This window comes from Kosakonia sp. ML.JS2a (genome assembly GCF_025642095.1).
Taxonomy (GTDB): domain Bacteria; phylum Pseudomonadota; class Gammaproteobacteria; order Enterobacterales; family Enterobacteriaceae.
Map to the genome: position 1 here is coordinate 4,680,399 of NZ_CP106754.1, position 14,047 is coordinate 4,694,445.

Below are 14,047 nucleotides of genomic sequence, written 5' to 3' on the forward strand. Positions count from 1 at the left end.
GAATTACTTTAGGAAAAAATAAAGATTTCAGTGTGTTATTATTTTGTAGCGTTTGTGCTAACACGTGTAACAGGAGAGCTCTGGCGGTTCTCCCACAGCACGGTAAGGCCACGTTGCAACGCGATAAAAATAAACAACAGAATACCAATGGCGATTTTTGTCCACCACGAGCTGAGCGTGCCGTCAAAGTTGATATAGGTTTGAATCAGCCCCTGAATCGCCACACCGAACAACGTTCCCAGCACCGTGCCCACACCGCCGCTTAACAGCGTGCCGCCTATCACCACCGACGCAATGGCGTCCAGTTCAACGCCAACGCCCGCCAGCGCGTATCCCGCCTGGGTATAAATGGAGAAGACAATACCTGCCAGCGTCGCCAGCCCGGTGGAGAGCATATAAATGCGAATGGTGGTGCTGCGGGTGGAAATGCCCATCAGGTTCGCCGAGGTGGCATTGCCGCCAATGGCGTAAACCTGGTTACCGAAGCGGGTGCGATGGGCGACGAAAATACCGATCACCACCACCGCCAGCATCAGCAATCCCATAGCGCTCAGTCTGCCGCCACCGGGAATTTTCCACGCCAGGCTTGAGAGCGTGTCGTAAATCGGGTGATTGATCGGAATCGACTCTTCCGACAGCAGGTAACTGACCCCGCGCAGGAAAAACATCCCGGCAAGGGTAATGATAAAAGCAGGAATTTTTAGCGCATCAATCAGCAACCCCATAAAGGCGCCGAATGCACAGCCCAGTATCAAAATGAGCGGAAAAGCCATCAGCGGCGAGATGCCCCAGTCGCCAATGGCTTTCGCCAGAAATACCCCGGTGAAGGCGATGACCGACCCGACGGACAAATCGATGCCGCCGGAGAGGATCACAAACGTCATGCCCACGGCAATAATGCCGAGAAAGGCGTTATCCGTCAGAATGTTGCAAATCACACGCGTGGAGGCGAACCCCGGAAACTGCGTCAGGCAGTAGAGATAGCCGAGCACGAAGACGCCCAACGTTATCATCAGCGGTAAGTTACGTTTTATCATGGCCGCGCACTCCTTTAATCATCGCGATAAAGCGCGGCGACTGCACAATCAGCACGCACATCACCACGACCGCTTTCACCACCTGGTTGAGTTCTGGCTGGAAACCGGAGAGCAAAATCCCGGTATTCATCCCCTGAATAATCAATGCGCCAACCACCGACAGCACAAGGTTAAAACGCCCACCCATTAATGAACCCCCGCCAATCACCACCGCGAGGATCGCATCCAGTTCCAGCCACAACCCGGCGTTGTTGGCATCGGCGCCGCGAATATCCGCCGTGACAATCACCCCGGCTATCGCCGCACACACGCCGCTCAGCACATAGGTCAACATCACCACCGTGCGGGTATTCACCCCGGCGTTTTTCGCCGCGCGAATGTTAATCCCTACCGCTTCGATAAACATACCGAGCGCAGTTTTGCGGGTGAACAACCAGAACAGCAACAGTGTGACCAGCGCGATAATGACCGGCGTCGGAAACAGCAGCAGGGAACCGCTGCCGAGCCAGGCCAGCGACGGGGCGTTAAAGGTGACGATTTGCCCGGAGGTGATCAACTGCGCCACACCGCGCCCCGCGACCATCAGGATCAGCGTGGCGACAAAAGGCTGAATTTTCAGCACCGCCACCAGTATGCCGTTCCACAAGCCAGCCAGGACACCAGTCCCCAGCGCAGCCAGCAAGACCACTGGCAGGCTGTGCCCGGCAACGGTCATCGACGCCGCTGTTGCGCCAGCAATGGCCATCACCGCGCCCACGGACAGGTCGATCCCACCCGTCGCGATGACCAGTGTCATGCCGATCACCAGCAATGCGACCGGCGCGGCCCGGTTAAGAATGTCGATCGGGCTACCAAACAGGCGACCATCCTGTAGCACCACCTGGTAGAAATGGGGCGCGACGAGGCTGTCCACCAGCAGCACCAGCAGCAGGGCTATCAGTTGCGGCGTGCCGGTTGGCCAGCTAATACGCCGCCTGGGCGACCCGGTTTGCCCAAGAGATTGAGGCATCACACTCTACTCCTTATGCCGCAATGGCATTCATGATCGCCGGGACCGACAGTTCAGCGAGCGGGATCTCCGCCACCTGTTTGCGATCGCGCATGATAATCACCCGATCCGCATAGCCCACCAGCTCTTCCAGTTCTGACGAAATAACCAGTAGCGCCAGACCATCGGCACACAGGGTTTCGATCAGGCGAATGATCTCGGCGTGAGCGCCAACATCAATGCCGCGCGTCGGCTCATCGAGGATCAGGAATTGCGGTCGGGTCAGCAGCCAGCGTGAGAGCAACACTTTTTGCTGGTTTCCCCCGGAGAGGAACTCAATGGGCTGCTCGGCGCTGGGGGTACGAATGCCAAGCTGGCGAATAAAGCGTTCGGCGATGGCGTTCTGCTCTTTACGGGCAATAGGACGCAACCAGCCGCGCTGCGCCTGTAGCGCCAACACAATATTTTCCCGGACCGATGCGGCAGCGATAATGCCGTCCGTTTTACGATCTTCCGGGCAAAAACCAATGCCCAGGCACGACGCCTGATGCGGTGAGCGCAGCGTTTGCGGTTTGCCTTTGATGGTGGCGCTCCCGCTGTCGGCCGGTTTGATGCCGAAGATGACCTCAGCGGTTTCGGTACGCCCGGAGCCGAGTAACCCGGCCAGACCAACGATTTCGCCGGGGCGCACGTCAAGATTGAAGGGGGAAATGACCCCTTTTTTGCCAAAATCGTTAAAGGCCGCCACCGGTTTTTCGCTCAACAGCGTACGTCCGGCGCGTTGCAGCGCGTTGCTGTCCAGTTCGCGCCCCAGCATCATTTTCACCAGCTCGATTTGCGGCAGTTCACTGGTGGGGCGGCAGCCGACGAAACCGCCGTTGCGCAGTACGGTAATGCGATCGCTGACTTCGTAAACCTGGTCGAGAAAGTGGGTGACAAAAATCAGGCTGACGCCCTGGGCGCTGAGCTGGCGCATCAGGGTAAACAGCATTTCCACTTCCTGAGTGTCGAGGCTGGCGGTGGGTTCATCGAGGATCAGCACTTTCGCCGACAGATCGATTGCACGGCAGATCGCCACAATCTGCTGCATCGCCACCGAGTAGCGGTTGAGCGGCTCGCGCACATCCAGCGAGAAACCGTAGGATTCCATCAACGCCGTGGCGCGCGTTTCCATCTCTTTGCGGCGTAGCAAACCAAAACGCCGCGGTTCGCGGCCAATAAACAGGTTATCCGCCACCGACATATTGGGCAGCAGATTGACTTCCTGATAAACCGTCCCGATACCCAGTTGCTGAGCGTGGGCGGTATTTTTCGGGCGGATTTCCTGGCCTTCCAGCCAGATAGTGCCTTTATCAGCGTGGTAGACCCCGGTCAGGGCCTTAATCAGCGTGGATTTCCCCGCGCCGTTCTCCCCGAGTAAGGCCATGATTTCGCCGCGACGCAGGCTAAAATCGACGTTATCAAGCGCTTTTACGCCGGGAAAGAATTTACTTAAGCCCTCGGTTCGCAAAATCTCCTGGTGTGCTTCGTCGGTCATGGTCCTCTCCACTTCACGGTATTTCCCGGACGATCACAGGGTTTTCCCCTCACCCTGCCCTCTCCCCGGTGGGGGAGAGGGTTATCAGAACTCTCCTCGGTGGAGAGCGGGTTAGTAACCCATGTTTTTCTTCTTCTCTAACTCTTCTTTCGCCGTGTCCGGCAGATAGAGCGTCGATTTGGTAATGGTCAGCTTCGGCGGCTGGGTGCCATCTTTTTTGAATTTTTCCAGCGCGTCGAACGCCGGGCCGGCCATGTTCGGCGTCAACTCTACGCTGGCGTTGGCTTCGCCATCGATCATCGCTTTGTAGATGTCCGGTACGCCATCGATAGAACCAGTAAGAATGTCTTTGCCCGGTTTCAGGCCCGCTTCTTTAATCGCCTGAATCGCACCGATCACCATGTCATCGTTGTGGGCGTAAACCATGCAGATGTTTTTGCCGTTGTTTTCCGCCTTGATAAAGCTCTCCATCACCTCTTTACCTTTACTGCGGGTAAAGTCGCCGGACTGGGAGCGAATGATTTTGATGTTAGACGCTTTGGAGATGGCTTCCGCAAAGCCTTTCTTACGATCGATAGCGACGCTTGCGCCGACGGTGCCTTGCAGTTCAACGACGTTGCAAGGTTTACCGGCCACGGTTTTCACCAGCCAGTCGCCAATCAGCTTGCCTTCCAGCACGTTGTCGGCGGTGACGGTGGTCATATAGAGCGATTTGTCTTTTACATCAATGGAGCGGTCGAGCAGGAAGACCGGAATCTGTGCGTCTTTCGCCTCTTTCAGTACCGGTTCCCAACCTGTAGCGACCACCGGAGCGATAAAGATGGCATCCACGCCCTGAGCGATGAACGAACGCACCGCTTTGATCTGGTTTTCCTGTTTTTGCTGACCGTCAGCGATTTTCAGCGTAATGCCGCGCTTGCTGGCTTCGCTTTTCGCAACGTTGGTTTCAGCGGCTCGCCAGCCGGATTCGGATCCAACCTGCGAAAATCCTACGGTTAAAGGGGCGGCCATCGCCATAGACGACATGGCTGCCGAAACTGCTGTGACAAGAAGTAAGCGCTTCCACATAAGAGCATCCTCGTAGGGTTATTGTTGGCTACAACTTCACCTGCGGGGAAAACTATAGACAATCGGGGATGTAACAAAATGCGTTACATCACAAATCGGAAAAGTGAACGAATTGTTGTGAGTCAGTTGCGATCTGGCGCGCGAAAAGGGGCGTTTTAACTCACCACAATTATCCATTGAAATTGCAGAAATTTACTGCATTGAAAAGTAGCGAAGATCTCACTGTAATCGCTTACAAAATATTATTCAGTATGCTGCTATGGTTATGGACAAAATGGTCATAAAAAGAGGCTAATAACCGTGTATAAAATGTGAGGAAATTAAAACAGGCGAAGACTTTCGTCTTCAGTTGGCTATAATACCCGGCACTTGTTTGCCACACATTTTAAAGGAAACAAACATGAGCTTACTGAACGTTCCGGCGGGTAAAGATCTGCCAGAAGATATCTACGTCGTTATCGAAATTCCGGCTAACGCAGATCCGATCAAATACGAAGTGGACAAAGACAGCGGCGCGCTGTTTGTTGACCGCTTTATGTCCACCGCGATGTTCTACCCGTGCAACTACGGCTACATCAACCACACCCTTTCTCTGGATGGCGATCCGGTAGACGTGCTGGTCCCGACGCCGTACCCGCTGGAGCCAGGCTCTGTGATTCGTTGCCGCCCGGTTGGCGTGCTGAAAATGACTGACGAATCCGGTGAAGATGCGAAACTGGTTGCCGTTCCGCATACCAAACTGAGCAAAGAGTACGATCACATCAAAGATGTGAACGACCTGCCGGAACTGCTGAAAGCGCAGATCACCCACTTCTTCGAGCACTACAAAGACCTCGAAAAAGGCAAATGGGTGAAAGTTGACGGTTGGGACAACGCGGAAGCCGCTAAAGCTGAAATCGTTGCCTCCTTCGAACGCGCAGCGAAGAAGTAATCCGTTTTTTCTGAAAAACCTCTGACCGCTCACGCGGTGCAGAGGTTTTTTTTCGCCCCTGCCTGTTGCAATGAAGCGAAAGCATTGCAGATGAACATCGGCGCGGGTGATTAGGCATAAAAAAACCGCGCCCTGCGGCGCGGTTCTCTGAGAACAACGATTACTGGTACTTTTCTCTGTCGAGCCAGTTACCACTTTCGATAAAAGTCTTGCCTTCAACCGAACGTTGATACACATACATCCAGGCGCTGCCATACGGCGTCTGGATCAACTGGCGTTTATATTCGCCGCCAGCGGTGCGCAGCGCATCCAGCTCACCGAGCGTTGCCGCATCGATGCGATACACTTCGCCCTGTACGCTTCCTTCGCCCGGTACCGCACCCGGGTAATGCCCCAGACTAAACAGCTGATGATTTTCGACGCAAAAATCCCCCAGCCACTGTGCATTGGTCATCCAGTGGCTGTTGCCTTGTTTGCTTCGTAAACTGCCGTAGACAAATATTCGCATTGCTAAAACTCAAACTGATAGAGCAAATCAAGTGCCTGATCTACGCCAGACACCGCTTCAAGATACAGCTTAGGCATCAGGCGATAACGTAACGTGAGAGTCGCCAGTGAGTCAAAAATTCCGACACCATATTTTACCTGCAGACCCGGCAGCACGTAGCCACTGACCACTACCTGGGAGGAGTCGCCTACCCCCTGAGTATCCAGCGCCAGATTGCTTACGCCAAACGTCTCGCCGATTTTACCCACAACCTGCCCACTTTGTGCAACCCCCAGGCCTACAAGCATTGAGGTCATTGCGGCGCTATCGCTCTGTTCACTGTCCAGACCCTGCCCGCGAAGCAGGTAAGAAAGCGCTTCCTGCTGCGACATCGCCGGATCGGAGAAGATCTCCGCTTTAGGTTCATCGGCAGTCCCGGTCACGCGAACCCCGGCAATCACATCATTCTCCGTCGCATCCGGGTTACGGATCGCCTCAATATTCAGCAGGGGCTGATCCGGCGGACCGGAGAACAGCAGTTCCCCTTTGCGCACAATCAAATCCTGGCCATAAGCGTGGAAACGCCCTTCCGGGATCGTGATCTGCCCGTTAAGCCCCAACCCTTGCTTATCCTGTGCCACTTTCAGGTCGCCGGTCAGCCGCGCTTTGAGGCCAAACGCATCCAGACGCACATTGTTGCCAACGTGGATAACCAGATTACTGTTGATCGGGATCGACGTGCTTTGCGGTTTCTCAGGTTTCAGTTGATCGTTAAGCATCACCTCATCGCCAGAGACGCCGACTGCGCTTTCCGGCACGTCATGCACCACAATCCGCGCCCACGGCACATCCACACTGCCGTCAAGCGTAAACAGGCTGGGTGTGGCTTCAAACACCACATCCGGCGACACATCCAGCCGCACCATCGGCGGCACGGTAATGCGCACTTTGCTGCCCTTCGCCGCCACCCGCGCGCGCCAGTTATTGATCTGGCTCCAGTCTGCATCACCGCTGAGGTTAATCTGCCCCTGACCGGTGCGCACCACGCCCTGAAGCACGGAGCTCGTACCGTTGAAATTTATCGCCAGCTGACTGGGCTGCATGTCGAACGGCATAAAGTTGCCTTCGACATCCAGTCCGTTCAACCCCAGTTGCCCGAACAGTTGCGGGTTCTGCGCGTTTCCACCCAGTCGCAAATTGGCGTTCAGCGTACCCGCCGCTTTTTCACCCCGGCTGAAGATGGCATTGGCCATCGCCAGCGAGAAGTTGCGGATATTGACGTTGCCGCCCAGATTCCGTCGCCCTTGCGGATCGGTGACCTGCACCTGACCATCAAACTGCCCATTGTTGGTCAGCCGAATCAGCCAGCCGAGATCGGCGCGGTCGTTACGCAGTTGGGCGTTCAGGTTCAGGGTATCAAACGCCACCGGTAACGGCGCATCGTTCACCACCTGCGTCACCTTCACGTTACGTCCGACGAGCGTCACCTGCCCCTGCGGCAGCCCGGCCTTTGTCGTGTCCCAGCTCACATCGGCTTTACCGCTGAACACGCCGCTCGCCTGGGTGGTCTCCGGCATAAAAGGCTTCAGCATGGCGAGGTCGAAACGGTTAAGGTTCACCAGCGCGTGCCCTTCCGCCCCGGCATCAATCGGTTGCGGCACGCACAGCTCGGCGTTGGGATTAAGCCAGCAGTGCGGGCCAATGGCGATTTTCTGCTCCAGGTTCCGGTAATCCAGCGTGATTGGCCGGTTGATCGACCACGGCCCTACCGGGGTGGCAAAGCGCGTATTACTGAGCGAGCCTTTCCAGCGCTGCGCCTGGCGATCGAAACTCCCCGCCAAATCCAGTTGCCCGGAAACCGGCTCTCCCTGCACACGCAACTGTAAGGTGTGCTGTTTTTCGCTCCCCTCCGCAGCCAGCGTCACCAGGCCCAGGTTGACACCCGGTTGCGCAATACGCTCCACGCGCACATTGAGCTTCCCGGCGATTTGATCGCTGGATGTCACATCCCCGTCGGCCCGCACACGGGCAACGGAAAGATCCTGCCAGCGCAGATTATTGGCTGTGATGTCCGCCAGCGCTTGCGGCGCATCGACCGTGCCGCGAATGTTCACTACGCCTTTGGCGCTGCCGCCAAGGCCCGGCAGCGCGTTATCCAGGCCTGGCGCATCAATATTGGCGTCAAGATTGAGATCTTTTACCCCCAGTTCACCTTTGATATCTGCCCTGTTACGCCCCAACTCCAGATGCAAACCGGGGATGATCCATTGTAAATAGCTATTGCCCTTCAGTTGCCCGGCGACATTCACCTTATTGTTTTTCACGTTACCGTTCAGCTTCAGTTCCGGCACATCCACCTGCCAGCTACCGCCGTACAGGCTACCGCGCGTTTTGATCAGGCCATTCAGTTTTGACGGCCATGCCGGGAAGGCTTTTGCCGTGTCAATCCCGTTCAACGCCAGTTCGCCGCGCCAGCTGATCGCCTGCTGCCAGTCGAGCAGCGCCGTAAGCTCGGTTGTCCCTTCCAGCGCCGCAATGGTCAGCTTATCGAGGCTGATTTGCTGCTCATTGCCTTTTGCATCTAGCCGGATGGCGGCGGGCGGCAGATCCTGCCCTTTCACCGCCGTACGAAACGCCAGCGTGTAGTCGATCATCTTGCCGGTCAGCGTCAGCGAGACATCATCCGCCTGATACTGTTTCTCACCGGTAAACGGCCAGTAGAGTTGCTTACTGGTCATTGCAACCTCCAGCGGCAAACCGGCCTGCGCCAGTTGCGTTTGCGCCCGCAGCGTCATATCCACCGGGCCGGAGAGGTTCACATCCATAGTGAGCTGTTGGCGCACGTCGCCGCCAACCTGCAGCTTCACCTTTTCGCCTTTTAGCGGCTCCACATTCAACGTGCTGTTGAGGGTAAAATCCACCGGCCAGTTATCACGCAATTGCGCGCGGCCCGTGGCGCTGACCAGCCCCTGGTTCGAGTCGATATCCAGCGCATCGAGCGTCATTTGCCCGTCAAGGCTGCTCACTTTCAGCAACAGGCTGCGCACCAGAATATCTGTGTCGCCGGTGAGTCGCAGTTGCTCACCGCGAAACGACTCAATATTAAGATTGAGCGGCAAATGCACATCGGCCATTTCCGGTAACAGCGGTTTGGCAAACAGCGCTTTCAGCGTTTCGCCGAGTGGCTTTTCCTGCGGCTGCGGGTTGTGGATTTTCGGTTCAACCACCTCTTCCTGCGCCACCTTCGCCACTTTCGGCAGCGCAATCAGCAGCCCTTGCAATGAGGTGGGTTTCAGCGTCAGGTTTTTCTCTTCCCAGCTCAGCCCGGAACTGAAATCCATCACCGAGACGGTTGTATCGTCAATCTTGATATTCACATTGTTCATCGCCACCCGGCTGAGCGTAATCGGGTACGGCGTGGAGAGGTTCAGCGGCCCGCTCTCCTCTTCCTGCACAGGGGCGGCTGGCGGCATCTTTTTACTGTCGATCGCCACGTTGATATCTTTCAACGACAGATCGTTGACGCACAGGCTACTGCTGCGCAAACAGCCCAGATTCATCGCCAGGTGGATTTCCCCGGCGTTCACCGCCACGCCGGGCTGATCGTAACGCAGGTTTTTCAGCGTCAGATCGCGCCAGCCGCCCGTTACCTGAGTAATGTGCAGCCCCGGCACCCAGCGGTTCGCCGCCTTAAACAGCAGATGAAGCCCGCTGGTGGTCCCCACCAGAAAAGCGACCGTCCCCAGCACTAACAGGATAAACACCAGTACGCCGAGGCTGATTTTCTTCCATAAACTCATAATTCTGGCCCCAGACCGATGTAAAACTGCACCCCATGCTCCTCTTTGTCGCCGACCGGAACGGCAAAATCGAGTTTGATTGGCCCGACAGGCGACTGCCAGCGCACGCCAACACCCGCGCCGGTTTTAATGTCGCTCCGGCGGATATCGCTGACCGCTTCGCCGCTGTCGATAAACGCTGCGCCCCACCATTTCCCGGTGACGTTGTACTGATACTCCAGCGAGCCGGTCGCCAGTTTTGAGGCACCGATCAGCTTGCCATCGTCATCTTTTGGCGCGATGGATTTGTATTTGTAACCACGAATGCTGCGATCGCCCCCGGCGAAGAAGCGCAGATCCGGCGGTACACGATCAAAGTCGCCGGTCTCGATCCATCCCAGGTTGCCGCGCACCACAAAACGGTGGCGATCGTAGAGCGTGCGGATCCAGACGTTTTGCGCCTGCAAGACGAGGAAGTCGACATCCGATCCCCATGCGGTGTTGGAATAATCCACCGAGTAGCGCTGGGAGTCGCCCCAGGTCGGCATCAGGCCGCCGCGAGAGCGGGTGCGGCTGATCATCACGCCAGGGTAGAGCAACATGGTGGTATTGGTGACGCTGGCTTGCGTAAAGTGGTCAAGGCTCCAGCGCAGGTTAATGGCGCGCTGCCAGCCGCTGGAGAGGTCCCAGTAGCGCGAAAGCGCCAGCGTAGTGGAGTCGGCTTGCGTATCGTTCAGGTCAGTGCGCTTAAAACCGCCCTGCACCAGATAGTATTGTTCAAGCGGGTTTTTCAGCAGCGGCATCTTATAACTGAAATCCAGTTGCTGCTCCGGCGCGGAGACGCTCATGCTGGTGGTCAGACTGTGACCGTAGGAGTTCATCCACGGCTTTTTCCACGTCGCTTTCACACGCGGCCCCACATCTGTGGAGTAACCCACCCCGGTTTCAATGGTGTTTTCCGTACGCGGCGAGACCACGCCCTTCAGCGGCAACACTTTGGTTTGCCGCGCTTTATCAAACTCCGGCGCCACCACTACCGACTTGAACCAGCCGGTAGCAGACAGACGGCGGTTCAGTTCCGCCAGGTCTTTGGTCTGGTAATAATCGCCCTGGTGAAAAGGCACCAGGTTTTGCAGGTACTCGTCGCGGATTTGCGATCCTTCAAATGTTACCGCGCCAAACCGGTAGCGCTGACCGCTGTCATAGTCGATATCCCAGAACGCCTGATGCCTGTCGAGGGCGACGCCCAACTGGCTCTTATTGAACTGGCTATCGAAGTAACCTTTACGCAGCGCGACGTTGGTGAGGCTTTTTTTAAAACCGTCATAGTCGCTGTGATTGAGCACCGTGCCGTTGGCCGGGCGTGTTTTGAGTAAATCGAGGTAGTCACTGTCGGTACGCGCACCGCCGCGCAGGATCACGTCGGTGCCGCCAATCCGCACGGGTTCGCCTGGCGAAACCCGCGCGATCAGCACCTGTCGTCCCTTTTCCGGCGGCGGGCGCAGTTCAAAATCAATGGTAGGCTCGTAATAGCCTAACGCTTTTAACCCTTCGCGAATGGCATCATCCACGCGTGCCTGAAAACGTCTGTCAGGCGTAACTTCATCACTCTGGATCGTGGATAACTGGGCGCGCACATTTTTTTGCAGCGCCCCGGTCAGCCCCTCCAGTTGCAATCGCACATTGGCAGCGAAAGCCGTTTCGCTCGCCAGCAACAAACCGGCAAAACATAAAAGACGGATCTTTGGCACGTTCTCTCCTGAATATCCTTGTTCCCACCCCTGGAAGGAAACGTAAGCGCAGCTCCGCGCTGAGCCCTGCTCCGCCTTTGTGACGGAACACAAGCCGATAAAAACCCAAAACATGGGTTGAAAAACGGACGACTACCCCAAAATTTCTTATGTTTAAATCTAGTCTGTTTATGGTGCTTATTGTGTTAAAACACACGCACCGTGACAACCTTAACCGCAATTCGACCCTCCGGGAGGTTCCACCGTGAGTCTGTTTGATAAAAAAGAGCTTGTTTCTCAATCGGATGCATTACCCGGGCGCAATACACCGATGCCGGTAGCCAGTTTACATGCCGTTAACGCGCATTCAATGACCCATATTCCGGAAAACATGGAGATTGCCCTGTTCGCGATGGGGTGCTTCTGGGGCGTTGAACGCCTGTTCTGGCAATTACCGGGGGTGTACAGCACCGCGGCAGGGTATACCGGCGGCTTTACGCCGAACCCGACCTACCGGGAAGTGTGCAGCGGGCAGACCGGCCACGCTGAAGCGGTGCGCGTGGTGTACGATCCGAAGGTGGTAAGTTACGAACAGTTGCTACAGGTGTTCTGGGAAAATCACGATCCGGCGCAGGGCATGCGCCAGGGTAACGATCACGGCTCCCAGTACCGCTCGGCGATCTACCCGCTGACGCCGGAGCAAAACGACGCCGCCCGTGCCAGTCTTGAGCGTTTTCAGGCGGCGATGCGCAGCGCCGGGGACGATCGCCAGGTCACGACGGAAATCAAAACCGCCACGCCGTTCTACTACGCGGAAGATGATCACCAGCAGTACCTGCATAAAAACCCGTATGGTTACTGCGGCATCGGTGGTATCGGCGTTTGCCTGCCGCCGCAGCTTAACCCTTAACATTTTGCGGAAATACGCCATAAAAACGGGCAAAAATTAAGCCTCTGGTAGCTTGTAACACGCTTACGCTATACTACCTCTCGAAATTGCCGGTCCACCGCTTCGGACCGGCTTTCATTGTGTTTACCACATGGATATTCAAAAACCCCTTCCGAGGATCCGGTCAATGGCTGGATAAATTATGTTAAACAGTATCTTAGTCATACTCTGTCTCATCGCAGTAAGTGCGTTTTTCTCGTTATCCGAGATCTCACTTGCCGCATCGAGAAAAATCAAACTCAAGTTGCTGGCCGATGAAGGCAGCATCAATGCGCAACGCATCCTGAAAATGCAGGAAAACCCCGGCACCTTCTTTACCGTGGTGCAAATCGGCCTTAACGCGGTCGCCATTCTCGGCGGTATCGTCGGTGATGCCGCATTTTCTCCGGCGTTTTACAGCTTGCTGGTCAGGGTGGTTTCTCCGGAGCTTGCCGAACAGCTCAGCTTTATCATCTCCTTCTCGCTGGTCACCGGGATGTTCATCCTGTTTGCCGATCTGACGCCGAAACGCATCGGTATGATTGCGCCCGAAGCCGTGGCTTTGCGTATCATCAACCCGATGCGCTTCTGTTTATTTGTTTTCCGTCCGCTGGTCTGGTTCTTTAACGGTTTGGCGAATGTCATCTTCCGCATCTTTAAACTGCCGATGGCGCGTAAAGATGACATCACCTCGGACGATATTTACGCGGTGGTGGAAGCGGGCGCACTGGCCGGCGTGCTGCGTAAGCAGGAACATGAACTGATTGAGAACGTGTTTGAGCTGGAATCGCGCACCGTCCCTTCTTCCATGACTTCACGTGAAAACGTGATTTGGTTCGATCTGCACGAAGATGAGCAGAGCCTGAAAAACAAAGTCGCGGAGCATCCGCACTCGAAGTTTCTGGTGTGTAACGACGATATCGACCATGTTGTGGGCTATGTGGACTCGAAAGATCTGCTTAACCGCGTGCTGGCGAACCAGAGCATGGCGCTCAACAGCGGCGTGCAGATCCGCAACACGCTGATTGTGCCGGACACGCTGACCCTCTCCGAAGCGCTGGAAAGCTTTAAAACCGCCGGGGAAGACTTCGCCGTTATCATGAACGAGTACGCGCTGGTGGTGGGGGTTATCACCCTTAACGATGTGATGACCACGCTGATGGGCGACCTGGTCGGCCAGGTGGAAGAGATGATCGTCGCCCGTGATGAAAACTCATGGCTGATTGACGGCGGTACGCCCATTGACGACGTCATGCGTGCGTTAGATATCGACGAGTTTCCGCAGTCGGGCAACTATGAAACCATCGGCGGTTTTATGATGTTTATGCTGCGTAAAATCCCGAAACGCACCGATGCGGTGAAGTTCTCGGGCTATAAGTTCGAAGTGGTGGATATTGATAACTACCGTATCGATCAGTTGCTGGTGACGCGTATCGACGCTCGCGCAACGGTGCTCATGCCAAAACTGCCGGGTGCGGAAGAGAAAGGCGCAGCGTGACGCGCCACTAACGCTAAAATGTCAACGGCCCCATCGGGGCCGTTTTTTTATAGTACTTAAACTA

At 55.9% G+C, this 14,047-nt stretch carries 10 protein-coding genes; 3 read left to right on the top strand and 7 right to left on the bottom strand.

Translation table 11 applies throughout. The features are described from left to right. Positions 1-38: 38 nt before the first annotated feature. From yjfF to ytfQ, 4 genes are all read right to left on the bottom strand, one after another. Positions 39-1,037, bottom strand: a complete 999-nt coding sequence (yjfF, locus tag N7922_RS22065; protein ID WP_263098286.1) for a galactofuranose ABC transporter, permease protein YjfF — start codon at positions 1,035-1,037, stop codon at positions 39-41. Then, on the bottom strand, positions 1,024-2,049 hold the full coding sequence (gene ytfT, locus N7922_RS22070) for a galactofuranose ABC transporter, ATP-binding protein YtfT (RefSeq protein ID WP_263098287.1): 1,026 nt from the start codon (positions 2,047-2,049) through the stop codon (positions 1,024-1,026). The genes yjfF and ytfT overlap by 14 nt, the downstream gene beginning before the upstream one ends. A 10-nt stretch (positions 2,050-2,059) precedes the next feature. Further along, on the bottom strand, positions 2,060-3,562 hold the full coding sequence (ytfR, locus tag N7922_RS22075; RefSeq protein ID WP_263098288.1) for a galactofuranose ABC transporter, ATP-binding protein YtfR: 1,503 nt from the start codon (positions 3,560-3,562) through the stop codon (positions 2,060-2,062). Between the two features lie 111 nt (positions 3,563-3,673). Further along, positions 3,674-4,630, bottom strand: a complete 957-nt coding sequence (gene ytfQ / locus N7922_RS22080) for a galactofuranose ABC transporter substrate-binding protein YtfQ (protein WP_061498330.1) — start codon at positions 4,628-4,630, stop codon at positions 3,674-3,676. 400 nt (positions 4,631-5,030) lie between these two features. On the opposite strand from ytfQ, the gene ppa reads away from it, so the two are divergent. Next, a complete protein-coding gene (gene ppa / locus N7922_RS22085) occupies positions 5,031-5,561 on the top strand; it encodes an inorganic diphosphatase (RefSeq protein ID WP_263098289.1) in 531 nt (176 codons plus the stop codon). A gap of 160 nt (positions 5,562-5,721) precedes the next feature. Here ppa and N7922_RS22090 read toward each other — a convergent pair whose 3' ends face one another. Genes N7922_RS22090 through tamA form a run of 3 tightly spaced genes read right to left on the bottom strand, consistent with a single transcriptional unit; the run spans position 5,722 to position 11,578 of the window. After that, positions 5,722-6,069 (bottom strand): gamma-glutamylcyclotransferase, encoded by a 348-nt coding sequence (locus N7922_RS22090; protein ID WP_263098290.1) that lies wholly within the window; start codon positions 6,067-6,069, stop codon positions 5,722-5,724. Positions 6,070-6,071: 2 nt separating this feature from the next. After that, positions 6,072-9,848 carry an autotransporter assembly complex protein TamB gene (tamB, locus tag N7922_RS22095; protein WP_263098291.1) on the bottom strand — a complete coding sequence of 1,259 codons (3,777 nt, stop codon included), beginning with the start codon at positions 9,846-9,848 and terminating at the stop codon, positions 6,072-6,074. Then, complete coding sequence (gene tamA / locus N7922_RS22100; protein ID WP_263098292.1) at positions 9,845-11,578, bottom strand: autotransporter assembly complex protein TamA; 1,734 nt, start codon at positions 11,576-11,578, stop codon at positions 9,845-9,847. The genes tamB and tamA overlap by 4 nt, the downstream gene beginning before the upstream one ends. A 244-nt stretch (positions 11,579-11,822) precedes the next feature. Between tamA and msrA the strand changes: the two genes are divergently transcribed. Continuing rightward, the gene (gene msrA, locus N7922_RS22105) at positions 11,823-12,467 is read left to right on the top strand and encodes a peptide-methionine (S)-S-oxide reductase MsrA (protein ID WP_263098293.1); all 645 of its coding nucleotides are present in this window, start codon (positions 11,823-11,825) and stop codon (positions 12,465-12,467) included. Between the two features lie 181 nt (positions 12,468-12,648). Continuing rightward, positions 12,649-13,983 (top strand): hemolysin family protein, encoded by a 1,335-nt coding sequence (locus N7922_RS22110; protein WP_263098294.1) that lies wholly within the window; start codon positions 12,649-12,651, stop codon positions 13,981-13,983. The last annotated feature ends 64 nt before the right edge of the window (positions 13,984-14,047 follow it).